Annotated in this window: 24 protein-coding genes; 12 read left to right on the top strand and 12 right to left on the bottom strand. The window is 57.1% G+C overall.

All coding sequences use genetic code 11. The features are described from left to right. Window positions 1–80 precede the first annotated feature (80 nt). The 7 genes from Q3Y58_RS18475 (at window position 81) to Q3Y58_RS18445 (ending at window position 9,526) form a co-directional block, all read left to right on the top strand. The gene (locus tag Q3Y58_RS18475) at window positions 81–1,244 is read left to right on the top strand and encodes an isovaleryl-CoA dehydrogenase (protein ID WP_319623286.1); all 1,164 of its coding nucleotides are present in this window, start codon (window positions 81–83) and stop codon (window positions 1,242–1,244) included. Continuing rightward, window positions 1,244–2,851, top strand: coding sequence for a carboxyl transferase domain-containing protein (locus tag Q3Y58_RS18470; protein ID WP_319623285.1), 1,608 nt, complete (start codon window positions 1,244–1,246; stop codon window positions 2,849–2,851). The genes Q3Y58_RS18475 and Q3Y58_RS18470 overlap by 1 nt, the downstream gene beginning before the upstream one ends. 15 nt (window positions 2,852–2,866) lie before the next feature. Further along, complete coding sequence (locus Q3Y58_RS18465; protein ID WP_319623284.1) at window positions 2,867–4,852, top strand: acetyl/propionyl/methylcrotonyl-CoA carboxylase subunit alpha; 1,986 nt, start codon at window positions 2,867–2,869, stop codon at window positions 4,850–4,852. 2 nt (window positions 4,853–4,854) lie between these two features. Beyond that, window positions 4,855–6,486 carry an acyl-CoA synthetase gene (locus Q3Y58_RS18460; RefSeq protein ID WP_319623283.1) on the top strand — a complete coding sequence of 544 codons (1,632 nt, stop codon included), beginning with the start codon at window positions 4,855–4,857 and terminating at the stop codon, window positions 6,484–6,486. Further along, a complete protein-coding gene (locus Q3Y58_RS18455) occupies window positions 6,483–7,343 on the top strand; it encodes a hydroxymethylglutaryl-CoA lyase (RefSeq protein WP_319623282.1) in 861 nt (286 codons plus the stop codon). Before Q3Y58_RS18460 ends, Q3Y58_RS18455 begins: the two co-directional genes overlap by 4 nt. Then, window positions 7,340–8,125 (top strand): crotonase/enoyl-CoA hydratase family protein, encoded by a 786-nt coding sequence (locus Q3Y58_RS18450; protein WP_319623281.1) that lies wholly within the window; start codon window positions 7,340–7,342, stop codon window positions 8,123–8,125. The genes Q3Y58_RS18455 and Q3Y58_RS18450 overlap by 4 nt, the downstream gene beginning before the upstream one ends. A 111-nt stretch (window positions 8,126–8,236) precedes the next feature. Continuing rightward, window positions 8,237–9,526 carry a TCR/Tet family MFS transporter gene (locus Q3Y58_RS18445; protein ID WP_319623280.1) on the top strand — a complete coding sequence of 430 codons (1,290 nt, stop codon included), beginning with the start codon at window positions 8,237–8,239 and terminating at the stop codon, window positions 9,524–9,526. Here Q3Y58_RS18445 and Q3Y58_RS18440 read toward each other — a convergent pair. Next, window positions 9,523–10,071 carry a cysteine hydrolase family protein gene (locus Q3Y58_RS18440; protein ID WP_319623279.1) on the bottom strand — a complete coding sequence of 183 codons (549 nt, stop codon included), beginning with the start codon at window positions 10,069–10,071 and terminating at the stop codon, window positions 9,523–9,525. The two genes, Q3Y58_RS18445 and Q3Y58_RS18440, sit on opposite strands and share 4 nt — an antisense overlap. 102 nt (window positions 10,072–10,173) lie before the next feature. Between Q3Y58_RS18440 and Q3Y58_RS18435 the strand changes: the two genes are divergently transcribed. After that, window positions 10,174–11,154, top strand: coding sequence for a GlxA family transcriptional regulator (locus tag Q3Y58_RS18435; RefSeq protein ID WP_319623278.1), 981 nt, complete (start codon window positions 10,174–10,176; stop codon window positions 11,152–11,154). Here the strand turns inward: Q3Y58_RS18435 and Q3Y58_RS18430 are convergent. The 7 genes from Q3Y58_RS18430 to Q3Y58_RS18400 all read right to left on the bottom strand — a co-directional run bounded on the left by Q3Y58_RS18430 (window position 11,151) and on the right by Q3Y58_RS18400 (window position 17,547). Then, window positions 11,151–11,465, bottom strand: a complete 315-nt coding sequence (locus Q3Y58_RS18430) for a DnaJ family domain-containing protein (protein ID WP_319623277.1) — start codon at window positions 11,463–11,465, stop codon at window positions 11,151–11,153. The two genes, Q3Y58_RS18435 and Q3Y58_RS18430, sit on opposite strands and share 4 nt — an antisense overlap. 198 nt (window positions 11,466–11,663) lie before the next feature. Further along, window positions 11,664–12,884 carry an NADH:ubiquinone reductase (Na(+)-transporting) subunit F gene (gene nqrF, locus Q3Y58_RS18425; RefSeq protein ID WP_319623276.1) on the bottom strand — a complete coding sequence of 407 codons (1,221 nt, stop codon included), beginning with the start codon at window positions 12,882–12,884 and terminating at the stop codon, window positions 11,664–11,666. A gap of 12 nt (window positions 12,885–12,896) precedes the next feature. After that, window positions 12,897–13,505 (bottom strand): NADH:ubiquinone reductase (Na(+)-transporting) subunit E, encoded by a 609-nt coding sequence (gene nqrE, locus Q3Y58_RS18420; RefSeq protein WP_319623275.1) that lies wholly within the window; start codon window positions 13,503–13,505, stop codon window positions 12,897–12,899. 1 nt (window position 13,506) lies between these two features. Next, window positions 13,507–14,163, bottom strand: a complete 657-nt coding sequence (locus Q3Y58_RS18415) for an NADH:ubiquinone reductase (Na(+)-transporting) subunit D (protein WP_319623274.1) — start codon at window positions 14,161–14,163, stop codon at window positions 13,507–13,509. Then, window positions 14,163–14,993, bottom strand: coding sequence for a Na(+)-translocating NADH-quinone reductase subunit C (locus Q3Y58_RS18410; protein WP_274220197.1), 831 nt, complete (start codon window positions 14,991–14,993; stop codon window positions 14,163–14,165). The genes Q3Y58_RS18415 and Q3Y58_RS18410 overlap by 1 nt, the downstream gene beginning before the upstream one ends. Further along, window positions 14,986–16,194 (bottom strand): NADH:ubiquinone reductase (Na(+)-transporting) subunit B, encoded by a 1,209-nt coding sequence (locus Q3Y58_RS18405; protein WP_274220198.1) that lies wholly within the window; start codon window positions 16,192–16,194, stop codon window positions 14,986–14,988. The genes Q3Y58_RS18410 and Q3Y58_RS18405 overlap by 8 nt, the downstream gene beginning before the upstream one ends. Window positions 16,195–16,197: 3 nt before the next feature. Next, window positions 16,198–17,547 (bottom strand): Na(+)-translocating NADH-quinone reductase subunit A, encoded by a 1,350-nt coding sequence (locus Q3Y58_RS18400; RefSeq protein WP_319623273.1) that lies wholly within the window; start codon window positions 17,545–17,547, stop codon window positions 16,198–16,200. Between the two features lie 525 nt (window positions 17,548–18,072). Here Q3Y58_RS18400 and Q3Y58_RS18395 point away from each other — a divergent pair. Both Q3Y58_RS18395 and nqrM read left to right on the top strand, forming a co-directional pair. Continuing rightward, window positions 18,073–19,110, top strand: coding sequence for an FAD:protein FMN transferase (locus Q3Y58_RS18395; protein ID WP_319623272.1), 1,038 nt, complete (start codon window positions 18,073–18,075; stop codon window positions 19,108–19,110). 7 nt (window positions 19,111–19,117) lie between these two features. Then, a complete protein-coding gene (nqrM, locus tag Q3Y58_RS18390; protein WP_274220201.1) occupies window positions 19,118–19,342 on the top strand; it encodes a (Na+)-NQR maturation NqrM in 225 nt (74 codons plus the stop codon). Window positions 19,343–19,416: 74 nt separating this feature from the next. Here the strand turns inward: nqrM and Q3Y58_RS18385 are convergent, their stop codons facing one another. Together Q3Y58_RS18385 and Q3Y58_RS18380 are read right to left on the bottom strand one after the other, a co-directional pair. After that, window positions 19,417–19,623, bottom strand: a complete 207-nt coding sequence (locus Q3Y58_RS18385; RefSeq protein ID WP_274220202.1) for a hypothetical protein — start codon at window positions 19,621–19,623, stop codon at window positions 19,417–19,419. Window positions 19,624–19,699: 76 nt separating this feature from the next. Further along, window positions 19,700–20,140 (bottom strand): hypothetical protein, encoded by a 441-nt coding sequence (locus Q3Y58_RS18380; RefSeq protein WP_319623271.1) that lies wholly within the window; start codon window positions 20,138–20,140, stop codon window positions 19,700–19,702. A 264-nt stretch (window positions 20,141–20,404) separates the two neighbouring features. Here Q3Y58_RS18380 and Q3Y58_RS18375 point away from each other — a divergent pair, with 264 nt between their 5' ends. Continuing rightward, the gene (locus tag Q3Y58_RS18375; protein WP_319623270.1) at window positions 20,405–22,141 is read left to right on the top strand and encodes a DEAD/DEAH box helicase; all 1,737 of its coding nucleotides are present in this window, start codon (window positions 20,405–20,407) and stop codon (window positions 22,139–22,141) included. A gap of 35 nt (window positions 22,142–22,176) precedes the next feature. Here the strand turns inward: Q3Y58_RS18375 and Q3Y58_RS18370 are convergent, their stop codons facing one another. Beyond that, window positions 22,177–22,629 carry a YaiI/YqxD family protein gene (locus Q3Y58_RS18370; RefSeq protein ID WP_319623269.1) on the bottom strand — a complete coding sequence of 151 codons (453 nt, stop codon included), beginning with the start codon at window positions 22,627–22,629 and terminating at the stop codon, window positions 22,177–22,179. A 62-nt stretch (window positions 22,630–22,691) separates the two neighbouring features. Further along, window positions 22,692–25,118, bottom strand: coding sequence for a Tex family protein (locus tag Q3Y58_RS18365; protein WP_319623268.1), 2,427 nt, complete (start codon window positions 25,116–25,118; stop codon window positions 22,692–22,694). A gap of 223 nt (window positions 25,119–25,341) precedes the next feature. Between Q3Y58_RS18365 and Q3Y58_RS18360 the strand changes: the two genes are divergently transcribed. Further along, window positions 25,342–26,409, top strand: a complete 1,068-nt coding sequence (locus tag Q3Y58_RS18360) for a hypothetical protein (RefSeq protein ID WP_319623267.1) — start codon at window positions 25,342–25,344, stop codon at window positions 26,407–26,409. Window positions 26,410–26,464 lie beyond the last annotated feature (55 nt).

Here is a 26,464-nt window from a genome sequence, read left to right as displayed (position 1 = left end):
TCGTTTAATTAAAGCGGTCTGCACAGATGATGCTGGCATGTGGGAGTGCCCGGCGAAACATCTGATGAGGAGGATATCTGATGTTTTCAGCAGTGATGAACTTCGGGCTCGGTGAAGAAATCGACGCCCTGCGCGACATGGTGCACAAGTGGTCTCAGGAAAAACTGGCCCCACGTGCTGCCGAGATTGACGAAACCAACACCTTTGCCGCGGACCTGTGGCCCCAACTGGGCGAGCTTGGTCTGCTGGGTGTAACCGCGGATCCCGACTACGGCGGCAGCGGCATGGGCTATCTGGCACATGTTGTCGCCATGGAAGAGATTTCCCGCGCTTCCGGTTCCATCGGTCTTTCCTACGGCGCGCACTCAAACCTGTGTGTGAACCAGATCAACCGGCACGGCACGCATGAGCAGAAAACCAAATACCTGCCCAAACTGTGCTCGGGCGATCATGTGGGCGCGCTTGCCATGTCCGAACCCGGCGCCGGGTCTGACGTTGTTTCCATGAAGCTGCGCGCTGAAAAGCGGAACGACCGCTTCGTGCTGAACGGCAACAAGATGTGGATCACCAACGGCCCGGATGCAGAAACGCTCGTGGTCTACGCCAAGACAGACCCGGAAGCTGGCCCACGCGGCATTACGGCTTTCCTCATTGAAAAGGGCATGGCGGGTTTCAGCACGGCACAGAAGCTGGACAAGATGGGAATGCGCGGCTCCAACACCTGTGAACTGGTGTTTGAAGACTGCGAAGTGCCCTTTGAGAACATTCTGGGCGAAGAAGGCGGCGGCGTGAAGGTGCTCATGTCCGGCCTCGATTATGAGCGCGTGGTGCTTTCCGGCGGGCCATTGGGTTTGATGGCGGCGGCCATGGACGTGGTGGTGCCGTACATCCACGAGCGCAAGCAGTTTGGCAAAGCCATTGGCGAGTTCCAGCTGATGCAGGGCAAGATCGCCGACATGTACACCACCATGAATGCCTGCCGTGCCTATGTGTACGCCGTGGCCGCAGCCTGCGACCGGGGCGAAACCACCCGCAAGGACGCCGCCGGCTGCATCCTCTACTCTGCCGAAAAAGCAACACAGCTTGCTCTTGAGGCAATCCAGACTCTGGGTGGCAACGGCTACATCAACGAATATCCCACGAGCCGCATCCTGCGCGATGCCAAGCTCTATGAGATTGGCGCAGGCACTTCTGAGGTGCGCCGCATGTTGATTGGCCGCGAGCTGTTCAAGGAAACCGCCTGATGTCTGTGCTGACCTCCAAGATTTCTCCACGCTCCGAGAGTTTTCAGAGTAACGAGGCGGCCCATCTGGCAGTGATGGAAACCATTCGCGCTGCCAGCCGCACCGCTTTGGCTGGTGGCGGCGAAGGCCCGAGAGAACGCCATGTGGCCCGTGGGAAAATCCTCCCCCGCGAACGGGTGGCACGGCTGATCGATCCCGGATCACCGTTTTTGGAGGTCGGCCAGTTTGCCGCCCACGGCATGTATGAGGGCGCAGCGCCCTCCGCCGGGGTGATCACTGGCGTTGGCCGCGTTAACGGTATCGATTGCATGATTGTTGCAAATGACGCCACCGTAAAGGGTGGCACCTACTACCCAATGTCGGTGAAAAAACACCTGCGCGCCCAGGAAATTGCCGAGCAGAACAACCTGCCCTGCATTTATCTGGTGGACTCAGGAGGCGCCAACCTGCCCCAGCAGGATGAGGTGTTTCCAGACCGGGACCATTTCGGCCGGATCTTCTTCAATCAGGCCAACATGTCTGCAAAAGGCATTCCGCAGATCGCCGTGGTGATGGGGTCGTGTACCGCAGGCGGCGCGTATGTGCCGGCCATGAGCGATGTAACAATCATCGTGAAAGAACAAGGCACTATTTTTCTCGCCGGTCCGCCACTGGTCAAAGCGGCGACAGGTGAAGTGGTGAGCGCGGAGGATTTGGGCGGCGGTGACGTACACACCCGCCTTTCCGGCGTGGCTGACTATCTGGCGCGGGATGACGCGCACGCACTGGCATTGGCGCGGCAAGCAGTGTCCAATCTCAATGCCATGCGGCCGAACCAACTTCGCCTGCAGGAGCAGGAAGACCCGCTCTACGACCCCTCGGAAATCCTTGGCATCGTGCCCGCAGATCTGAAAACGCCGTTTGACGTGCGCGAGGTGATCGCCCGTGTGGTCGATGGCTCCCGGTTCGACGAGTTCAAAGCCCGCTATGGCACCACGCTGGTGACAGGCTTTGCCCACATTCATGGCATGCCCGTTGGCATTATCGCCAATAACGGCATTCTTTTCTCAGAAAGCTCTCTCAAGGGCGCACACTTTGTGGAGCTGTGCTGCCAACGCAAGATCCCGCTGGTGTTCCTGCAAAACATCACCGGCTTCATGGTGGGCCAGAAGTACGAGAGCGGCGGCATTGCCAAAGACGGCGCCAAGTTGGTGACGGCTGTAGCCTGCGCCAAGGTGCCCAAGTTCACCGTGCTGATTGGCGGCTCCTTTGGCGCTGGCAACTATGGCATGTGCGGCCGGGCCTATTCTCCCCGCTTCCTGTGGACGTGGCCGAACTCCCGCATCTCTGTGATGGGCGGACCACAGGCCGCGGGCGTTCTGGCCACCGTGCGCCGCGAAGGCATTGAGCGCAAGGGCGGCACGTGGTCGGCAGAAGATGAAGAGACCTTCAAGCAGCCCATCATTGACCAGTTCGAGGAACAGGGACACCCGCTCTACGCCTCTGCGCGTTTGTGGGACGATGGCATCATCGACCCGCGCAAGACCCGAGATGTACTGGCCCTGTCGCTGGCTGCATCGCTCAACGCACCAATCGAAGACACGCCGTTCGGCATCTTCCGCATGTAAGGGGGCGCGGGAATCATGTTCAAGAAAATCCTGATTGCAAACCGCGGTGAGATCGCCGTTCGTGTGGCCAGAACAGCCAAGAGCCTCGGCATCAAGGTGGTTGCTGTGTACTCGGAAGCAGACCGCAACGCGCTTCATGTTGAGGAAGCCGACGAGGCCTACCTGATTGGCCCGGCACCGGTGAACGAGAGCTACCTGAACAAGGACGCCATTCTGGCGGCGGCCAAGAAGGCGGGCGCGCAAGCAATTCACCCCGGCTATGGTTTTCTTTCGGAAAACCCGGAGTTTGTTGAGGCCGTTGAAGCAGCGGGCCTTGTGTTCATTGGCCCGCCTGCCAGTGCAATCCGCGCCATGGGCCTCAAGGATGCTGCAAAGCAACTGATGGAACATTCCGGCGTGCCCGTGGTGCCCGGTTACCACGGCGAAAACCAAGATGCGGCGTTCCTGAAAACTCAAGCCGACCAAATGGGCTATCCAGTGCTCATCAAGGCCCGCGCAGGTGGCGGCGGCAAGGGCATGCGCCGGGTTGATGCCTCCGAAGATTTTCTCAGCGCCTTGGAAGGTGCCCAGCGCGAAGGTCAATCCAGCTTTGGCGACCCTCGTGTTTTGATCGAAAAGTACATCCAGTCTCCCCGGCACATCGAAGTGCAGGTGTTTGCCGACAGCCACGGCAACGCCGTCCACCTGTTTGAGCGTGACTGCTCATTGCAGCGCCGACACCAAAAGGTGATTGAGGAAGCCCCTGCCCCCGGCATGAGCGAGGAAATGCGTGCCGCCATGGGTGAGGCAGCGGTGAAAGCCGCTCTGGCCGTTGGCTATGAAGGTGCGGGCACAGTCGAGTTCATTGTGGATGGGTCGGAGGGGCTGAGGCCCGACCGGTTCTGGTTCATGGAGATGAATACCCGGCTACAGGTGGAACACCCGGTAACGGAAGCCATTACCGGCGAAGATCTGGTGCACTGGCAACTTCGGGTCGCGGCTGGCGCTCCTCTGCCAAAGCGACAGGAAGAGCTGAGCATCAACGGCCACGCTTTTGAAGCACGAATCTATGCCGAAGACGCGGAGGCCGGGTTCCTGCCTGCCACCGGCACCTTGAACGAGCTGCGCTTGCCCCAGCACTTTGCCCGCATCGACAGCGGCGTGCGCAAGGGGGATACCATCACGCCGTTTTATGACCCGATGATCGCCAAGGTGATCGTTCATGGCGAAAACCGTAGCGAGGCACTGAGCAAACTGAGCCAGGCGCTGGAAAAGAGCCGGGCCGTTGGCGCAACCACCAACATCACCTTTCTGCACGCACTGGCGAACCATGAGGGGTTTGCGCGCGGTGAGATGGATACCCTGCTCATCGACCGCGAGCTGGAAAGCTTGACCCGCGTCCCGGAACCCACAGCGGAGGTGTATGCCATCGCCGCTGCCATTGATCTGGGCCTTGCCCACGATGCCGGTTATGGCACAAGCCCATGGGAAACGCTGGCTGGTTGGCGCCTGTGGAGCTCTGCCCGCCAGTTTGCTCACCTGCGCTACCGCGAGGCCTTGACGGAAGTTGCAATCGCCTCGCATCAGGACGGCAGCTTGTCCGCCACCGTGGGCGACACCGGCCTGTCCTTCAAGATCCTTCGCCGTGAGGGTGACGAGATCCGCGTGAGCATCGGCGGGGCGCAGCGCTGCTGCCATTTTGCCAGAACTCCAACCACACTCACGCTTTTCATGGAGGGCCAGTGCTGGACATTCCACCTGCCTGACCACTTGAGCGAAGACGAGGAACAGGCGGATGCAGGCAGCGCCATCATTTCGCCCGTTCCGGGGCAGGTGCGCGCTGTGCATTGCAAAGCGGGCCAAGCCGTGCGCGAAGGCGACGTTCTGGTGGTGACCGAAGCCATGAAGATGGAACACAGCCTGAAAGCCCCACGAGATGGTGTGGTGCAAGAAGTGATGGTGGCGGTGGGCGACCAAGTGGAAGATGGTGCTCTCCTGATTGCTCTTGAGGAGGAAGCGTAATCATGTTGCCGCAAATTCGCTCCTACGAAGGCCTTCGAGCGGCCTTCGAATGGAAGGTGCCAGAGTTCTTCAACATCGGGGTTGATATCAGCGACAAGTGGGCGGACAAGGAACCGAACCGCGAGGCGCTGGTGTTTGTGCGCGAAGACGGCGCAGTCAGCCACTACACCTTTGGAGATCTCAAAGAGAAGTCCAATCAGCTTGCCAACCTGCTTGCCAGCCGTGGAGTGGCTCGCGGCGATCGGGTTGGCATCCTGCTGCCACAAGCACCCGAAACCGCCTTTGGTCACATCGCCATTCACAAAATGGGGGCCATTTCCATCCCCCTGTTCACCCTGTTTGGTGAGGAAGCGCTGGAGTACCGCCTCAACAATTCCGAGGCCAAGGCCATTATCACCAACGCCATGGGTGCCGAAAAACTCCAGCATCTGCGCAGCCGCCTGCCGCACCTTAAGGTGGTGCTGTGCATCGATGGCGCGTTGCATGGGGCGGAGGATTATCACGCCCTGACACAAGGGCACTCTACCGAGTTCGAGCCAGTAAAGACGCGGGCGGATGACCCCGCCATGATCGTGTACACCTCCGGCACCACAGGCCAGCCCAAAGGTGCCCTGCATGCCCACCGGGTGTTGCTTGGCCATCTGCCGGGAGTTGAGTTTCCCCATGACCTGTTCCCGCAGGAAGGTGACCGGTTCTGGACACCTGCGGACTGGGCATGGATTGGCGGCCTCATGGACGCGATCATGCCATCGCTCCACCACGGAGTTCCTGTGGTGGCATGCCGGTTCCGCAAGTTTACGGGCGAGGCCGCGTTTCAGCTGATGCAGGATCAAAAGATCCGCAACGCCTTCATCCCGCCAACCGCTCTCAAGATGATGCGGACCGTGGACAACCCGCAGGATCGCTGGAACTACAGCTTGCGCACCATTGGCAGTGGCGGTGAAGCCCTTGGCGCGGAGCTGCTGGACTGGGGCCGCAAGACCTTCGGCATCACCATCAACGAGTTCTACGGCCAGACCGAGTGCAATCTCGTGGTGGCAACATGCAGCCAGATGATGGACCCACGACCCGGCATCATGGGCAAGGCCGTACCGGGCTTTGATGTGCGCATCGTTGAAGACAACGGCGTGGAGCTGCCGCGGGGCATGCAGGGAAACATCGGCATTCGCACCCCAAACCCGGTTATGTTCCTGGAATACTGGCGCAACCCGGAGGCAACCGCAAAGAAGGTGATCAACGGCTTCCTGATGACAGGCGATCAGGGCGTGATGGACGCGGAAGACTGGATCCGCTTCGTTGGCCGGGACGATGATGTCATCACCTCCTCCGGTTACCGCATTGGACCGGGTGAGATTGAGGACTGCCTGTTAAAGCACGACGCCGTCGCCATGGTGGGCGTTATTGGCAAGCCGGACGCCACACGCACGGAAATCGTGAAGGCCTATGTTGTGCTGCGCCAAGGCATTGAGCCCAGCAAGGAGCTGGCTGACGAGCTTGCGCTGTTCGTGAAGGAGAGGCTGGCCGCCCACGAATACCCACGGGAGGTGGAGTTCGTGGACGCCCTGCCCATGACCACAACAGGCAAGGTCATCCGCCGGGAACTGCGCCAAATGGCCATGGAGGAGGCCCCATGAGCGACCATGTAACCTTGTTCGAGATGGGGCCGCGCGATGGCCTGCAAAACGAAAAAGTCCTGATCAGCACACCGGCCAAGATCGCGCTTATTGACCAGCTTTCTGGCTGTGGCTTTACAAAGATTGAGGCAACCAGTTTCGTCTCTCCCAAATGGGTGCCGCAGATGGCCGACGCCGCGCAAGTGCTTGCAGGCATCACCCGAAAACCGGGTGTAAAATACACCGCCTTGACCCCCAATCTGAAGGGCTACGACCGGGCACGGGAAGCCAAGGCCGATGAAGTCGCCGTATTCGGCTCGGCCTCCGAAGGCTTCTCGCAGGCCAACATCAACTGCTCCGTCGCAGAGAGCTTTGAGCGCTTCGCACCGATCATCGAGCAAGCCAAGAGCGATGGCATTCCTGTACGCGGCTATGTTTCCTGTGTGATCCGCTGCCCCTATGACGGCGACACGGACCCGGCCATGGTGGCCTCCGTTGCCAAGCGCATGATCGAGATGGGGTGCTATGAGATCTCGCTGGGCGACACCATTGGCGCAGGAACACCAAAAACCATCCGCGCCATGCTCAAGGCTGTGCTTCAGGAAGTGCCTGCGGACCGACTGGCTGGCCACTACCATGACACCGGCGACAGGGCCGTTTCCAACATTGAGGCAAGCCTTGAACTTGGCCTTAGAACCTTTGATGCGGCCATTGGCGGCCTTGGGGGCTGTCCCTATGCCCCGGGTGCCAAAGGCAACGTGAACACCATTGAAGTTGCGGCACGCCTGCATGAACTCGGTCTTCATACCGGGCTGGACATGACAGCCTGCCAGAAAGCAGCGGCCTTCATCATGGGGCTTAAAGAGGCAGCAGCATGAGCTTTGAAACTCTGGAAATTGAACGCGCTGACAACGGCATCACCACCCTTTGGCTCGCCCGCGAGGACAAGCACAACGCCATGAGCGCGCAAATGATGGACGAGCTGGTGCACGCCGCAGATGAGCTGGAGACAGATGACAGCACCCGCGTTGTCATTCTCGCAGCCAAGGGCAAGACCTTTTGCGCTGGCGGCGATCTCACCTGGATGCAGGCGCAGGCCGAAAAGGACCGTGCTGGCAAGATTGAGGAAGCGCAGCGCCTTGCAGGCATGCTGAAGCGGCTGGACGCACTCGGAAAACCGATGATCGCCCGTGTCCATGGCCCGGCCTATGGCGGCGGCGTGGGGTTGATGAGCATTTGCGACCTTGTTGTTGCCAGCCATGGCACCAAATTCGCGCTCACGGAAACCCGTCTCGGCCTGATCCCCGCAACGATTGGTCCCTACGTTGTGCGCCGCATGGGCGAAGGCAACGCGCGTCAGGTGTTCATGAGTGCAAAGGCCTTTGGGCCCGAGCGGGCAAAAGACCTCGGCCTGGTCTCGCTGGTGACCGGTGCGGATGCGCTGGACACCGTCGTGCAGGAGGAAGCTCAAAGCTACCTAAGCTGTGCCCCCGGTGCAGTGGCCGATGCCAAGGCACTGTGCTGCGCCCTCGCCCGCATGCCAGCGGAAGGCCAGATCAACTACACCGTGGGCAAGCTGGCGGACCGTTGGGAAACAGAGGAAGCGCAAGCCGGGATTGACGCGTTCTTTGCCAAGAAAACACCACCCTGGCGCACATAACAAAAGCATGAAGGTGGCAGCACCCCCTCTGAACAACGCGGAAAACTGCCGATTCTTCTTTACTTGACTGGCGGCTCTGGTAGACACCAGCGGATCGCCAGCGAGACAAGAATGCGTGCACTTTTTCTGAATTTTTCGATAAGCGCCAAGTCCCACACCCTGTTCTTTGTGGGCTGCACAGCTCTGCTGAATGCCATTGGCGCTGGCCTGATCATTCCTGTGACACCGCATCTCGTTTCTGAACTTACAGGCACGGGCATTGCCGGAGCTGCCATGTGGGGCGGTTTCATCGCGGCCGTTTATGCGATCATGCAGTTTCTGTTTGGCGCCACCATTGGTGCCCTCTCCGACCGCTTCGGCCGCCGTCCCGTTCTTCTGGTGTCACTGGCGGTTCTTGTCATCGACTACCTGATCATGACATTTGCCAATCACATCTGGCTGTTGTTCATCGGCCGTTTGATCGCGGGCATCGCCAGCGCCACCTACGCCACCTCCTACGCTGCTGTGGCAGACATTTCAGGGCGCAGCAAACGCAGCACACGCTTTGGCATGATTGGTGCCTGCATCGGCATGGGGTTTGTTCTTGGTCCGGCCATTGGCGGGCTGCTGGGTGAACTGGGCACCCGTGTGCCATTTTACGCAGCCGCCGTGCTGCTCGCCGCCACCTTCATGTATGGCCTGTTCTATATGCCGGAGACCTTGCGCCCGGAAAAGCGTCGCCCCATTGAGCTGCGCAAAGCCAATCCCGTTGGAGCCACGCTCTACTTCATTCAGTTTAAGAACCTGCGCCGGTTCTTTATCGCGCTCTTCCTGTTTCAGTTGGCGAACTTCGTCTATGCCGCTGTCTGGCCCTACTACACCTTCGAGGCGCTGCGCTGGACCAGTACACAAGTGGGTCTTTCCCTTGCCGTGGTGGGCCTTGGCTTTTCCGGAGTCAAAGGCGGTTTGATCCGCTGGATCATCCCGCGCCATGGGGAAGAAAAAACAGCGCTGTTCGGATTTGGCTTCTCCATTCTCGCACTCTTCGGATTTGCCTTTGCGCCTTACACTTGGGCGGTTGTTATGCTGTTGCCACTTGCAGCGCTCGGGGCCATGATCCTGCCCGCGCTTACGGGCCTGATGAGCCAGTCCGTGACAGCAGACCGGCAGGGCGAGCTACAAGGGGCCATGACCAGCATCACCGGGCTGACTAACGTGATTTCAACCTTGCTGATGACACAGGTGTTCACGCTGGCAACCGGCTCACCGGAAACACTCTACTTCCCCGGTGCGCCGTTCTTTCTCGCAGCCCTGTTCATGGCAGCAGCAATCTGGCCGTTCCTGCGCGCCATCAATGCACAGCGCCCCACTCTTGAGGTCAGCCGCCGGCTGATGGCATATGCGGTGAGGCGCAGCGCTTAGGCTGCAAGGTACGCCTTGGTGTCAATCACGGAAGCGAAAGAAAAGCCAAGCGCCGCCATGAAAGATGCCTGAACGGCCTTTGCTGGTATCACTTCGCCATTCAGTTCCAGATCGCGGGTAGCGCAGGCATCGTGCACCACGGTGACTTTGTAGCCCAAGTCCGCTGCCGCTCGAACCGTGGAGTCGATGCAGTTTTGTGTCATTGCGCCAACGACAACCAGTTCTTCAACACCCGCTGCATCCAGCACTTCTTTTAGGTTGGTGTCGAGAAAGCTGTTTGCCTTAGGTTTCTGCACCAAGGCTTCACCGTCCAGCGGCTTGCAGCTCTCGTGAATCTCAACGCCTTCAGTGCCTTCGTTAAAGAAGGGTGCGCCACCCCCCGTAAAGACATGCTGGACGTGCACAACGGTTTCACCCGCTGAACGGGTCTTCTCAATGAGCTTGGCAGTGTTTGCAGCCGCAGCTTCCATGCCGACCAGCTCCCAAGCCCCGCCGGGAAAATAGTCGTTCTGTACGTCAATGATTAGAAGGGCCTTGTTGGTCATAGCTCGCTCCTTGTCCGTGGCCGTGACATGAGAGGCACTTTAGGGCGTCGCTCTCCCCATTAGCATTGGCGGTTTCGACTAAAAGCGGTCTATAAATGACAAATGACCTCGCATGGAACACCCCGCAATGTTGCCCTTCTCAATTATCCGGGCGCTCAGTTGGCCGCACTTTACGGTTTGAAGGACATGTTCGAAGTCGCAAATTCATTTGCGAGCGGTCATGGTGCCGCGCTGCTGGTGCCCCACGTCGTCGACGTAACAGAAGGCAACACCGAAGTGTGTCCTGCGGCCCTCATAAAACTCGAAACGTGTGCGGCCATCATCGCACCGCCGAGCTTGCAGCAAGAAAAGTATCGCGGACACAACGCCCTCCATCAGTGGATGGCGGCTCAACACGATAAAGGCGCGGTTCTCAGTTCGGCCTGTGCCGGAGCGTTCCTACTCGCGGCATCGGGGCGGCTGAATGGTCGTCCTGCAACAACACATTGGGCGCTGAGCAGACAGTTTGGGGAGAACTTTCCAGAGGTCCACCTGAAGACCGACCAGCTGATCATTGACGACGGAGACATCATTACGGCAGGCGGCGTCATGGCATGGACCGATTTGGGTCTGCGCATTGTGGAACGCTTCATGGGGCCAAGCATCATGTTGCAACTGGCGCATCAGCTGCTTATTGAGCCCGGAGGACGCGAACAGCGGTTTTACAAGACGTTCCTGCCAGAACTGCAGCATGGGGATGGCGCAATCCTGAAGGTGCAGCACTGGCTTCAAACCGCCTACAGTGACAGCCTTACGGTTTCAGAAATGGCAGAACGGGCAGGCTTGACCTCGCGCACCTTCTTGCGCCGCTTTCACCGCGCGACAAGCCACAAGCCCAACACATATCTGCAGATGGTGCGGGTAGAAAAGGCGCGAAGCCAACTGGAGCTCAGCTCCAGGCCGGTCGACGAAATCGCGTGGTCTGTCGGTTATCAAGACCCTGCAGCGTTTCGCAAGGTCTTTCAAAAGGTGATTGGGTTGTCACCGGGAGAGTATCGCAAGCGTTTTTCACCCGCAGGCGCGATGAAACGCTCAGAAGCCTAGCCGCGCATCATGCCAAGCCGCGCTTCTTTTTCAACGGACTGGCGCAGCTGAAGGTCAGAAATGGCCTTCTGCAATTCCTTGCGCTTGTCGTCATCGGTTTCAGTCGCCAATTTCCCCTGAAGGTCCTTTATGGCCTCAGCAATGTCACCGCCCTTGGCACTGCGCATGGCGCGAACGCTCAAGGCCTCGGTGGTGGAAACAGGGCGCAAACCGTAGCGGCGGGGGATCGGTTTACCGGACCCGGCAATATCGTCCAGCTCGCCGCGAGACTTTGCCAGACTAATTTGGCGCTCAATCAGCTTGTCGAACATATGCTTTCAGGTCCTCTAAACGGCGCGCGGATGCACGCTCAAAAATGCGATGCCTTAGAGATAGTTGAAAATCGTGCGATGTTTAAGGCATAAGGACGCTATGTCGCGCTCTTACGTATGGTGATCCACACCGGGCAAAACATGAAAAAAGCCGGCTCCCGCGGGGGCCGGCTTCATTTATCTCAATATGGCAAGCACTTAGCCGCCGAAGTCATCCAACATGATGTCTTCACGTTCCACGCCCAGATCAAGCAGCATGTTGATCACGGAGGTGTTCATGATTGGGGGACCACAGAGGTAATACTCGCAGTCTTCCGGTGCCGGGTGGTTCTTCAGGTACTGCTCGAACAGAACATTGTGAATGAACCCAGTGTAGCCGTCCCAGTCATCATCTGGCAGCGGATCGGAAAGAGCTACGTGCCACTTGAAGTTCGGGTTTTCCGCCTGAAGCTTGTCAAAGTCCTCAACATAGAACATTTCACGCTTGGAGCGGGCACCATACCAGAAGGTCACCTTACGGTCGGTCTTGATGCGGCCCATCTGGTCGAAGATGTGGGAGCGCATTGGAGCCATACCCGCACCACCGCCTACGAAGATCATCTCCTTGTCGGTGTCGCGTGCGAAGAACTCGCCGAACGGACCGGAGATGGTCACCTTGTCACCTGGCTTCAGGTTGAAGATGTAGGAGGACATGGCGCCCGGCAGGATGCCGTTTGATCCCGGAGGCGGCGTAGCGATACGCACGTTGAGCATGATGATGCCCTTTTCCTCTGGGTAGTTCGCCATGGAATACGCACGGATAACCGGCACGTCGCTGCGGGCTTCGATGTCCCAAAGCTTAAACTTGTCCCAGTCTTCGCGGTACTCTTCCGCCACATCGAACTCCTTGAAGGAGTGCTTGTAGGGCGGACACTCGATCTGAATGTAGCCACCAGCGCGGAAGTTGACGTTCTCACCTGCTGGCAGTTCCAGAACGAGTTCCTTGATGAAGGTCGCCACGTTGTCGTTGGAGCGAACTGTACACTCCCACTTTTTGACGCCAAACACTTCCTCCGGAACTTCAATCTTCATGTCTTGCTTAACAGCCACCTGACAGGAAAGGCGGTCGCCGCAACGCGCTTCGCGCTTGGTGATGTGGCTTTCCTCTGTTGGCAGAATGGAGCCACCACCATCGGTCACACGCACACGGCACTGAGCGCAGGTGCCACCGCCACCACAGGCTGAAGACACAAAGATCTTTTCATCGGCAAGCGCACCAAGCAGCTTGCCACCCGCTGGAACGGAAATGGTCCGCTCACCGTTGATCTCGATGTTCACGTTACCAGAGGCCACCAGCTTGGAGCGCGCCACCAGAATAACCGTAACGAGAGCAAGAACGATAAGCGTAAAGAGCGAGATACCCGCTGCAAAATCTTCCATTGATACCCCCTATTACAGTTTCACGCCGGAGAACGCCATGAAGCCCATGGCCATCAAACCTACGGAGATAAAGGTGATACCCAATCCCTGCAGACCGTCCGGAACGTCTGAGTACTTGAGCTTTTCACGCACACCGGCAAGCGCGGTAATGGCAAGTGCCCAACCGATGCCGGAGGCAATGCCGTAGACACTGGCTTCCGGGAAGGAGTAGTCGCGCTCCACCATGAACAAGGAACCACCGAGGATCGCGCAGTTCACGGTAATGAGCGGCAGGAAGATACCCAGCGCGTTGTAGAGCGCAGGGAAGAAGCGATCGAGCACCATTTCCAGGATCTGAACCATCGCCGCGATCACGCCGATGTAACAGATGAGGCCGAGAAAACGCAGATCAACGTTGTTCAGACCGGCCCAGGAAAGCGCCCCTTCGTTGAGCAGGTAGTTGAAGAGCAGGTTGTTCACCGGAACGGTGATGCCCTGCACTACGACAACAGAGATACCAAGACCAACAGCTGTTTCCACCTTCTTGGACACCGCCAAGAAGGTACACATGCCAAGGAAGAAGGAGAGCGCAAGGTTCTCAACAAAGATGGCCTTAACGGCAAGAGACAGAAGACCTTCCATGTCAGTGTGCCCCTTCCGATTCCATGATCTTGAATTCGCGCTTTTCAACCTGCGCAGGCTTCCAGGTACGGAATGCCCAGATCAGCAGGCCGATGATGAAAAACGCGGACGGAGGCAGCAACAGCATGCCGTTTGGCACGTACCAGCCACCGTTGTTGACGGTCTGCAGAACCTGAATTCCGAACAAGGAGCCGGAGCCAAACAGTTCACGCACGAAGCCAACAAGGAGCAGGATCAGGGAGTAGCCCAGACCGTTGCCCAGACCATCGATCAAGGACGGGATTGGCGGGTTCTTCATGGCGAAGGCTTCCGCGCGGCCCATCACGATACAGTTGGTGATGATCAGACCCACGAAAACAGAGAGGGTCTTGGAGATCTCGTAGAGATACGCCTTCAAGATCTGGTCCACGAGAATCACGAGGGACGCGATGATCACCATCTGCACGATAATGCGGATGGAAGAAGGGATCTGATTACGGATCAGGGAGATAGAGAAGTTCGACAGCGCAACAACAGACGTCACGGCAAGAGACATAACCAATGCCACCTGCAGGGAAGACGTCACCGCGAGCGCGGAACAGATACCCAGAACCTGAAGGGTAATCGGGTTGTTGTCGACGAGCGGGTCGAGCAACATTTTCTTTTTGCTCTCAGCCATTAGGCATCTCCGTTCTTCAGGTTATCTAGGAATGGCTTGAAGCCCTGATCGCCCATCCAGAACTTGACCAGATTGTCCACGCCGCGTGCGGTAAGGGTCGCACCGGAAAGAGTGTCAATGTGGTAGTCCATGGCGTCAGGAGCAGAGGGGGCAGACTTGGCAACGCTCAGGCGCACTTCGCCGTCATCGCCATAGATCTTCTTGCCCGGCCACTGGGCCAGCCAGCGTGGATTGTCAACCTCTGCACCAAGCCCCGGCGTTTCCGCATGCTCATAAAAGCGCATGCCGTAGACTTCATTGCCGTCTGCCTTGAGCGCCACGAAACCGTACATGGTGGACCACAGACCATAACCGTGAACCGGCAGGATGATGCGGTCGATTTCACCGGCATCGTCGCGGATCAGGTAAACAGCTGCCACCTTCGCCTGACGGCCGATGGACGCCAGATCGTTCTCTAGAGCGATGCTCTGAGCCGGATCTTGCGCCGCCGCACGCTGATTGTAGGTGAGCGGGTCGGCAATGTCCGTGAAGGTTCCGGTTTCCATGTCCACGAGGCGTGGTTCAATGGTCTTGAAGGTTTCCGCTACATCGATGCCCGGCTCATAAAGCCCGGCCACCATCAAGATGTTGACCTTCTTGTCGAGCGCGCGGTTCAGCTCCTGCTGAGGACGCAGCATCACGGCAGCGGCGGAAACGATCATGGAACAGACCAGACACAACACCACAGCCACGGTGATCGTGCGCGGAGCCGAATCCAGAGGGAGCGCCTTGAAGCGCGCCAGAAGACCCATCTTCTGTGCTCCTTCAGCTTCAGGATTTTGTTTAAGCATGGCGTTTGATCCTCCGCGTGATGTTGGCCTTCACGACGTAGTAGTCGATCAGCGGCGCGAAGATGTTGCCGAACAGGATGGCGAGCATCATGCCCTCTGGGAACGCCGGGTTGACGACGCGGATGAGGATACACATCGCACCGATCAACGCGCCGTAGACATAGCGGCCCGGATTGGTCATCGCAGCCGTCACAGGCTCGGTCACCATGAACACCAGACCGAACATGAAGCCGCCGGTCACAAGGTGCCAGTACCAAGGCATGGCGAACATCGGGTTGGTGTCAGAGCCAACTGCGTTCAGAAGCAACGTGAAACTGATCATGCCCGCCAGACAGCCCACGATCAGGCGGTAATTGGCAATACCCGTATAGACCAGGAAGACCATGCCGATGGCAGCAGCCAGAACAGAGGTTTCACCGAACGACCCCTGAATGGTGCCGAGGAACGAGCTCATCCAGGTAATGCCGTGGTCCGCCAGACCTGCAACGCCTTCTGCAGCGGAAATGCCAAGGGCAGTCGCGCCAGAAAAGCCGTCAACCGGGGTCCAGACCGTGTCACCTGACATGGAGGCAGGATAGGCGAAGTAAAGGAACGCACGACCCGTCAGCGCCGGGTTGAGGAAGTTTTTACCGGTGCCGCCGAACACTTCCTTACCAATGACCACACCAAAGGCGATACCGACACCCACCTGCCACAGCGGCGTGGAAGCGGGAAGGATCAAGGTGTAGAGCATGGAAGAAACAAGGAAACCCTCGTTCACTTCGTGACCGCGAATGGTCGCGAACAGCACTTCAAAGAAGCCGCCCACAGCAAGCGTGACGACGTAGATCGGCAGGAAGTACAGCAACCCATGCATGACGTTTGCAAAGATGCTGTCTGGATTGAAGCCAATACCCAGACCAGCAAGGATCGCGGCGCGCCAGCCCGGCACATCGGAAATGCCCATGGCCGCCAGCGCGGTGTTGGCCTGGTAGCCGGTGTTGTACATGCCCATGAGGATACATGGCACAGTTGCCAGCACCACGTAGGTCATGACACGCTTCAGATCCAGATGGTCACGGGCGTGCGGAGCAGCCTTGGTGACGGTCTTCGGCGTGTAGAGGAACGTGTCCACCATCTCGTAGATGGCATAGAACTTCTCGTATTTGCCGCCCTTTTCAAAGTGCGGCGCAAGCTTATCTAGTCCACTGCGCAAGCCCACGGGTCAGCCCTCTTTCTCGATTTTTTCAAGGTTTGCGCGGAGCGCCGCACCATACTCGTTCTTGGAGTGGCAAATGAACGTCAGCAGCGCGAGGTCTTCCTCGTCCAGTTCAAGAGCACCCAGTTTCTGAGCAAGGTCGGTGTCCAGCGTTACCAAGGCACGCAGCAACTGCGTTGGCAGAATGTCCAGCGGCATCACACGCTCATAAGATCCGATCGGAACGAGCGCGCGGACCGAACCGTTACGGTTGGTGCCGAATGGAAACTTGAGCTTGCCACGGAACAAACCGGAAGGGTGGACGTTCTGGTTGGAGAACTTGGACATGAACGGGCGAACCCAGCCAAGCACGTCCTGCTTGGTGTCCTCTTCCATCAAGGTTACCTGCGTGTGGTAACGACCGAGAAAAGCGAACTGCTCCTCCGCCTTGGTGCCGCTCAAAATGGAACCGGAAACAACGCGAACCGGCACGTCCTGCTTGATCTCACCCTCAAGAACCGCGATCAGGTCTGCACCAATACGCGTGGTTACCAGACGCGGGTTGACCGCCTGCGGACCCCCGATCGCAATTACGCGCTCATTGTCCAGCTCGCCGGTCTTGAACAGGGCCCCGATGGCAATCACATCCTGATAGCCAATGCTCCAAACCGTCTTGGACGCATTGACCGGGTCAAGGAAGTGAATGTGGGTGCCTGCATTACCCGCCGGATGCACGCCCTCAAAGGTCTCATGCTGCACCTTTGCAAGGCCCTTGCCCGGCAGATTGTCCTTCGGGTAGTGGCACACGAAGACGCTGCTTTCAGACAGTTTTGCCAGGATCTTCAATCCGGTTTCAAAGTCTTCTGCGCGGCGGTTGATAATCAAACCAGCGTCTGCAGCACACGGGTTGGAATCCATCGCGGTAACGAAGATTGAACGCGGTGTGGTGGAGTAAACCGGGACCTTTGAGTAAGGACGCGTGCGGAATGACGTCCACAGACCAGACTTGGCCAGCTGTTCCTTGACGGCATCACTTGTGAGCGCATCAATCGCATCATCATCGTGAGCGGCAAAGGTTTCCGATTGCTCCTCGGCATCCAGCCGGATCACAATGGTTTGCAGCACGCGGCGTTCCCCACGATTGATTGCCTCAATCGTGCCTGCACCCGGAGCAACATAGTTGATCTCCGGTGACCGCTTGTCAATAAACAGGGGCTGTCCCTTTTTCACGTGGTCGCCTTCTGCAACCAGCATGCGGGGCTTCAACCCAACAAAGTCGCCGCCATTCAAGGCAACACGCAGAACAGGAGCTCCGTCATGGATTTCCTGTCGTGGTGCGCCTGTGATAGGCAGATCCAATCCTCTTGTTATCTTCATCCCTTACCCTTGTAGGCTGCGATAGGACGTCTTTATGAGAGGTTTCAGGGCAAGAAGGTTCGAAAATCAGGTTATCCACCCGCGCAAGATTTTTGCCCGCGTAGTCATGGTCCCGAAAATTCGAGCATCGCCTTGGGATCGATGCGCCCGGCCCGGTGGTACAGTCGCAGATCAGACCCCCTGATCTGGCAGTTATTCACCACACACCCCACCACGGGTCTGCCTTGCCGCGCGTCACAAACCCATTAGCGACAAAAAGACTTACGTGGATTCCAGACCTAAGTATTCTCACGTCCCTGATATTTCAAGATAGATTCTAAGGTCTGCCGCCGCGTTACGGTCTCTTTTGCGCAGAAATACCAATAACGGTGGATTCTCACTGCAAAAACCCTCCAGCACCTTGGCTCATTCCTCCAAAGCGGGTGGTTGGGCGCATATGCAATCGTTTTCCTCTTGCATTTGACTTGACAGCATACGCAATAAAGCTGATTAGGCCTCAAAACACTGTGTCAACTAGAGGCTCCAATGCTCCGTTTCGCTCTCGTCCCTCTGGTCTTGCTGCTCGCCGCATGCAGTCCGGATGAGGACACCCGTGATGAAATCAAGTTCTCAGGCAACACCATGGGAACGACCTATCACGTGCGAGTGATCAAAGGCGACAACCCGATGGTTGGCACAAAGCTGCAGCAGGCCATCAACAACAGCTTGCGTGCAACCAACCAAAGCCTGTCCAACTGGCTTCCAACCTCAGAGGTGGAAGAGTTCAACAAATCCACCAGCACCGAGTGGACCCCGGTTTCCGCCGACTTCAGCGACATCATGCAATCGTCCCTGAGCTTGCACGAAATGAGCGGCGGTCGGTTTGACGTGACGCTGGCCCCGCTCATTGACCTTTGGGGCTTTGGCCCGTCAGAGGACGTGCCGGACGAACCGAGCCTTGAAGCGATCAACGAAGCCTTGAACGCAGTCGGCATGACGACCATGTTGGAGTTCGAAACAAACCCACCGGCGCTGCGCAAGGTGAACCCGGATACAACGGTCAACCTGTCGGCTATTGCCAAAGGCTTTGGCGTAGACAAGATTGCGCAGACACTGGAGGCCAACGGCTTCAACGAGTATCTCGTTGAGATTGGCGGCGACTTGTTTGCCAAGGGTATGAATTCAAAAGGAACACCTTGGGTGGTTGGCATCGAAAAGCCGGATCCGACGCAACGTGTTCTGCAACGTGTAATTCGGGTCGAGAATCTTGGAATGGCGACCTCCGGCGACTACCGCAACTACAAGGAAGTCAACGGCCAACGCTTTTCTCATATCATCGATCCCGTTACAGGACGGCCCATCAACCACACGCTTGCCTCGGTGACCGTGCTGGCTGAAAGCGCAGCTTTGGCAGATGGCCTTGCCACTGCCATTTACGCCATGGGCCCGGAGAAAGGAATGGAGTTGGCTGAACGTGAGAACCTGCCGGTTTACATGATCGTCCGCTCTGGAGATGGATTTATCGAGAAAGCGTCAAACGCTTTCCAGAAGCTCGAAGCTCGACAAGACCAACCACAAGGATAACGCAGAAATGACCACGTTCCTCGCTTTGTTCGGAGTAGTCTTTGGCGCCCTGCTCATCATCATGGCAGGCATGGCAATTGGCGCCGTGTTCCGCAACAAGCCGATTCAGGGCAGCTGTGGCGGCCTTAACGCCATTGAAGGCGCCGACCACTGTGTGATCTGCAACCGCAAGGTCGACCCCAACAGCCCATTGCGTGAGAAATTGCAGCCATGCAAATCAAAGGCAGCTTGAAGCGCAATCACGCCTAGCAACGCAGATAAAAAGCAGCTATAGAGAAGCAAGCGACGGACACCGTCGCTTTTTGTTTAGCTCGAGAAATCGAAGCTCCCGAACACCATGAGGCAAAACATTGCCACCGCGATGGTGCCGTAGATACCGCATTTTACCGGCCAGCCTTCTTTCTGAGCGCGCCAGGTGTTGCGAAACATGCGGCCTGAGACCAGAAAGACAACAAGAAATACAACACCCCACCAACGGTTCATGTTGGTGAACAGGCCGAGAAGCTCTTCCATTAACGCGCTATCCAATCGATCGGTTACTCTGCCAAGCACTTAAGTAAGCACGACGCCCGTTGCAACCGAATTCAGCTCAAGAACGTTCCAAACGAACCGTTCTCGAGCCTACACCGCCTGCAAGCTTGGCGGCGAAACCGGCCAACAGCCCGAACAGCGCGCCCTCCGGAACAAACCAGTACGGAGAGGCATAGATGCCCACATCACCGAAGTTGGCGATGGTCAACTCCTTGAAACGATCATAAGTGAACAGAACGATTACGAAATTCATCCAGGCACCCAATCCCGGCGCCATCAACCACCATGGCAGCGGCATGCCAGTGATCGGATGCCGATCAAAAACGCCGATCAGCCCAACAAACGCCCCAAGTGATACGTACCAAAGCAACATGCCAATGCGTAACTTGAGATCGGCGTCGGGCCAAACCATCGGTGTCACAAAAAAGATGACAAGTCCGACAATGAGCCCAACCACCTTGCCTGCGAAAATCCGAGCAGCGAGTGAAGGTTTACTCATAGATTCCATAAAGGCTCCCTTGGAGTTTACTAGCAACCACACCCCGACCATGGCCGGGTAAATCAACTGGATATACGGTGTTACCCTATGACATGGATGTCCTTCTTGAGCCGCCTGTTACACAACATCGCTGTAATACTTCAGGCCTCTTGCGTTGACCTCGCCCTCTTATTTGAGTACAAGACCCTCCGGGTATGGACAGATAGCTCCATAAGATACTCGTCTGGCGAGGCGGGTTGCACTCTTTCCTCGAAAGAACTTTAAATGACGAATTTTGAAGGGGTTGCCCCAACGCTTTCCACCGCACTGGAAAAGCGCGGCTACACCAAACTGACGCCCGTACAATCCGCCGTTCTTGAAGCCGATGCAAATGGCCAGGATCTGCTGGTTTCCGCTCAGACCGGCTCCGGCAAGACGGTTGCTTTCGGCCTTGCTATTGCGCCAGAAGTTCTGGGCGATGAAGAAAAACTGCCACGCGCCGCTGAACCTATCGCTCTGGTTGTTGCACCAACCCGTGAGCTGGCGCTGCAGGTAAACAACGAACTGCAATGGCTTTACGGCGATGCCGGTGCCCAGTTCGCCACTTGTGTTGGCGGCATGGACATGCGCAAAGAGCGCCGTTCCCTGACCCAGGGCGCGCACATTGTCGTTGGCACTCCAGGTCGCCTGCGCGATCACATCGAACGCGGTTATCTGGACATGTCCGCCCTGCGCACTGTTGTGCTGGACGAAGCGGATGAAATGCTGGATCTGGGTTTCCGTGAAGATCTGGAATTCATTCTGGGCGCGGCGCCTCAAGACCGCCGCACCTTGATGTTCTCTGCCACGGTACCAAAGCCGATTGCCAATCTTGCCAAGGAATACCAAAAGGATGCCGTGCGCATCTCAACGGTTACCGAGCGCGAGCAGCACACAGACATTGAATACCGTGCGCTTCAGGTCGCCCCGAACGACCGCGACAACGCCATCATCAATGCCCTGCGCTTCTACGAAGCACAGAATGCCATCATCTTCTGCGCAACACGCGAGATGGTGAAGCACCTGTCAGCACGTTTGGGCAACCGTGGTTTTGCTGTTGTGTCGCTCTCCGGTGAGCTGACCCAGAACGAGCGCAACCAGGCCCTCCAGTCCATGCGCAATGGCCGTGCCCGCGTGTGTGTGGCAACCGACGTTGCCGCCCGCGGCATTGACCTGCCAAATCTGGATCTGGTGATTCACGCCGACCTGCCAAACAACGCAGAAACCTTGTTGCACCGCTCTGGCCGTACAGGTCGTGCAGGCCGCAAGGGTGTTTGTACGCTGATCGTACCGCACACCCGTCGCCGCATTGCCTCCCGCCTGCTGAGCTTTGCAAAGATCAAGGCAGAATGGGGTCCAGCCCCATCGGCTTCTGAAATCCATGACAAGGACCGTGAGCGCATTCTGAACGGTGCCGATCTCGCCGAGCCTATGGCCGAGGACGATCAGCCATTGGTGGAAGCGCTGTTGGAGAAGTATTCTCCAGAAGCGATCGCCGCCGCCTACCTGCGCTCCGTGAAGCAGGGCCTGCCGGCCCCTGAAGAGCTGCTTCAAAGCTCTCCAGATCAGGAAGGTGAACGCCGTCCGCGCAACAACATCGAAAACGGTGTCTGGTTCCGCTTGAACGTGGGCCGCAAGCACAACGCAGAACCTCGTTGGCTGCTGCCAATGATCTGCCGTGCGGGCCACATCACCAAGCGCGACATCGGTTCAATCCGCATCTTCGACGCCGACAGCCGCTTTGAACTTGCGCCGCATCTGGCCGAAAAGTTCATGGAAACCATCAAGGTTCACGGCACCGGTGAGCAGTCCATCACCATTACCCGGATTGACGGCAATCCGGAGCGTGGCCGTCGCCCAGCCCACAAGCGTGGCCGTAGCGGCGGTGAGTTCCGCGAAGGTGGCGGTGGACATCGCAAGGGCGGTCGCGATCGTCGTGACGGACGCCCACCGCGGCACCACAAGTCCGAAAGAAGCGAATAAACAAAAAGGCGGGACCAGTTCCCGCCTTTCTTGCATCAGCCCTTCAGGATGCGAACCAAGACCCGGTCCATGGCCTGAAGGAAGTTGGACTTGTCCTTTTGAGAAAAGGGCGGCGGACCGCCCGTCATTTCACCAAACGAGCGCAAGTCCTCTTTCAGATCCCGCGTGGCCAGTGCCATGCCGATGGAATTTTCATCAAACTCCTTGCCCTTGGGCGACAGAACCGCAGCGCCGACCTTCACACAGCGTGAAGCCAGCGGGATGTCCTGCGTGACCACCAGATCGCGCGCGCTTGCACGTTCCGCAATCCAGTTGTCGGCCTCATCCGGTCCCTCACTCACCACCACAAGGCGGATATCCGGATCGCGCGGCACATTCATGAACGCATTGGCGACCACAAACACCTTGAGGCCGAAGCGCTCCGCCACACGGTAGACCTCAGCCTTCACCGGGCAAGAATCGGCATCCACATAGATCTGCGTCTCCAAAACGCCCCTCCTTGAACTGTGAGCAAAAAAGGCGCTCGAAAGCGCCTTCTCGTGCATGCGGCTTACTTTTTGCCTTTATTGAAAGCGGCTGCCAAGGCAGCGGCCATTGCGTTGTTGGCTCCGCTGTCATTGCCGCCCTGAGGCTTGCCACCTCGCGGAGCGTTACCGCCGCGTGGACCGCCACCGCGTGGGCCATTGCCGCGCCCACCACCGCGTTGGTTGTTGTCACGAGACTGACGTTCGCGCACCTGCTCACGGGCTTCGCTGCTGTCCTTTTTCATGGTCAGGCCGATGCGTTTGCGGGCCACATCCACCTCAACAACGCGCACCTTCACAATGTCGCCAGCCTTGACCACCTGATGCGGGTCATCAACGAACCGATCTGCCAGCTGTGACACATGCACAAGGCCGTCTTGGTGAACACCAATGTCAACAAAGGCCCCGAAATTGGTCACGTTGGTCACCGTGCCTTCCAGCATCATGCCCGGACGCAGGTCGGAGATGGTCTCAACACCATCCTGCAGGCTCGCCGTCTTGAACTCCGGACGCGGGTCACGGCCCGGCTTTTCCAACTCGGAGAAGATGTCCTTCACGGTCGGCAGGCCAAATTTGTCGTCAATGAACTCCTTGGGGTCCAGATTGGACAGAACATTGGAGCCCATGATCTGGCGCAGATCGCGGCCACAAGCCTTCACGATTTTTTGCGCCACCGGATAGGCTTCCGGGTGCACTGAAGAAGCATCCAGCGGATTGTCGCCGTCGGCAATGCGCAAGAAGCCCGCACACTGCTCAAAAGCCTTCGGACCAAGGCGCGCGACTTTCAGCAGTTCCTTGCGGTTCTTGAAACGGCCGATCGCATTGCGCTGCTCGACCACCGCCTTTGCAAGGCTTTCGCTGAGACCAGAAATGCGGGATAGCAACGGCGCGGACGCGGTGTTGAGATCAACGCCCACCGCGTTCACCGCATCTTCCACCACCCCGTCCAACGCGCGGGCCAGCTTGGTCTGGTTCACATCATGCTGGTACTGACCAACGCCGATGGACTTGGGCTCGATCTTCACAAGCTCAGCCAGCGGATCCTGAAGGCGACGGGCGATGGAGGCCGCCCCGCGCAGGGACACATCCACATCCGGCATTTCCTTGGCTGCCAGCGCAGAAGCGGAATAAACAGAAGCGCCCGCTTCGTTCACGATCACTTTGATCGGGCGCACCTCTGCGGGAATTTCCTTCAGAAGATCAGCGGCCAAACGGTCGGTTTCGCGGCTTGCTGTCCCATTGCCGATGGCAATCAGGCTCACGTTATGCTTGGCAACAAGCGCCTTGAGCACAGCAAGGGAGCCCATCACGTCGTTGCGCGGCTGGAACGGATAGATGGTTGCCGTATCCACCAGCTTGCCGGTGGCGTCTACCACGGCCACCTTCACACCGGTACGAATGCCCGGATCGAGGCCCAGTGTGGTGCGGCTGCCTGCGGGCGCTGCCAACAACAGGTCCTTCAGATTTCGGGCGAACACGTTGATGGCCTCTTCCTCGGCGCGGTCCTTCAGGTCGCTCATGAGGTCGAGTTCCACATGAAGGCCGATCTTCACCTTCCAGGTCCAGCGCACCACATCTGAGAGCCACTTGTCAGCAGGACGCCCGCGATCTTCAATGCCCACCGCATCGGCAATCATCTGCTCAACCGGCTTCACCTTGGACACGTCATCGGCGTCGATTGTCAGATCAACGGAGAGAATGCCCTCATTGCGCCCCCGGAACAGCGCCAGCGCTCGGTGGCTTGGAATGCGCGACCAGTTCTCCGAATAGTCGAAATAGTCCGCGAACTTCGCACCTTCCTGCTCCTTGCCCTCAACCACCTTGGACTGAACAACACCGCCCTTGGCAACATACGACCGCAAACGCCCCACCAGCTGAGCGTTCTCTGAAAACCGCTCCATGAGGATCTGGCGCGCCCCATCAAGCACCGCCTTGGTGTCGGCAAAGCCCTTTTCCGCATCAATGAACGATCCCGCCTCCGCTTCCGGCACCTTGGACGGATCGGAGAGCAACAGGTCTGCCAGAGGCTCAAGGCCCGCCTCACGGGCAATCTGCGCTTTGGTACGGCGTTTTTTCTTGTAGGGCAGGTAAAGATCTTCCAGCGTGGCCTTGCTGTCTGCGGCGGCGATCTGTTTTGCCAGTTCGTCGGTCAGTTTGCCCTGCTCATCGATGGACTTCACGATGGCCTTGCGGCGATCTTCCATCTCGCGCATGTAAATCAAGCGCTCTTCCAGCGTGCGCAGCTGCGTATCATCCAGACCGCCGGTCGCTTCCTTACGATAGCGCGCCACGAACGGCACCGTCGCGCCTTCATCCAAGAGCTGAACTGCAGCGCTGACCTGCCCGGCCTGACAGCCGATCTCATCAGCAATTTTTCTTGAAATGCGCAGCGCTATCTCTGGCGCCAGTGCGCTTGCTTTCGTTGGAGAGGAAGAGGCAACAGTATCAGACATCTCGTCCCATGAGTTAGATTGTTCAAAAAGCCAGCGTATGGCAGATGTAAGCGAGCACACTACGCTTCGGACTTCGGGAACAAAAGATCTAATACAACACTTCGCACAGTCCGCTTTCGAATTTTGCACTGTTCGTTTTGTACTGGGACGACGGTTGTAAACTCATTGCGGCTTTCAAATTCAACCGCAAAGATTTTTCTGGCACAATATTTAAGGAATTTTCATGTCAAATGCGGAGACCACTGATCGCATATTCGTAACACGGAATGGGGATGTCCAAGAGTTATCGCCTCGCATAGAAGAAATGCTGCTTAGAGACTTTGAGGGTCTTTCGCTTGATCTAAATGGAGACACTGAAAAAAGACCCGATTTTTTATGCCTTGGGGGGGAACTGCTGATTGAGATGAAAAGCTTAACTGGCTCACCTCAAGAGAGAATAGATAATGCCGTAAACCAATCGCAAGAATCGATTGATTTGCCACGCTTTTATGGCGACTGGCCTCTTCAAAGTGTTTTGAAAAATCTAGAACCAGAAAATGCACTTCGTTTCAAATCAAAAGTTTCGGACCGCTTAGGCCGAGCGATCAGAACTCACATTAAGAAAGCAAGGGGCCAATTGGCATCCTTTGCACAAAAAAATCCTTCAGCTTCACACAAGATTCTCATTCTCACCAATGAAGGTCACGAAGAGTACGATCCCGATACTGTCAGGTTCATTGTTTCTAAAGAATTACATAATTACTCTGCTAACCATCCCCAAAAAAAAGAGGCAATTGACGCTGTCTTGTTTTTTACCGAAATGCACGCATTGGTGCGGGCCAATACTGCATCTTTTCCCATACATGTAATGAAAGCTAGCCACTCCACGCACGCTACCTCATTGGATGAGGTCATCTCTCGACTCGCAAGGTCTTGGAAAAGTCGCACAGAGCTTTTTGATGTTCCTGAGCTACCGCCAAACTACTCAGGCTTCATTCGAATTGAAAATGCGCCCACGAGATTGACAGAGCAGAAAGCATGGGAGCAAAACTATCGAAAAAATCCTTATATGCAGTATTTAAGTGACAGCGAATTAGCATATTTATGGCGCAGAACAATATTTTACGGAGCACTTCTAATAGAATCTCCTTCAAGCCTATCAAAAGAACAAATAAAAGAAATCCTTAAAGCAAGGACTCATATCCAAATCGAGTTATCCGAGAGAGGAATACCACTGGACACACTCAGGCCAACGAAAGAAGACGTTCAAAAATTTATAAGGAATATGAATATTCCATTGCATGTTAAGTAATAGCTAGACCCGCCTCTTCTAAAAAGAGGTTTATAGCAAAGAGCTTTAGATTTTG

This window comes from Nesiotobacter zosterae (assembly GCF_033843645.1).
In the GTDB taxonomy this organism is placed as follows: Bacteria; Pseudomonadota; Alphaproteobacteria; order Rhizobiales; family Stappiaceae; genus Pseudovibrio; species Pseudovibrio zosterae.
Note: the sequence above shows the minus strand (reverse complement) of the source record. Positions and strands in the feature narration are given on the sequence as shown.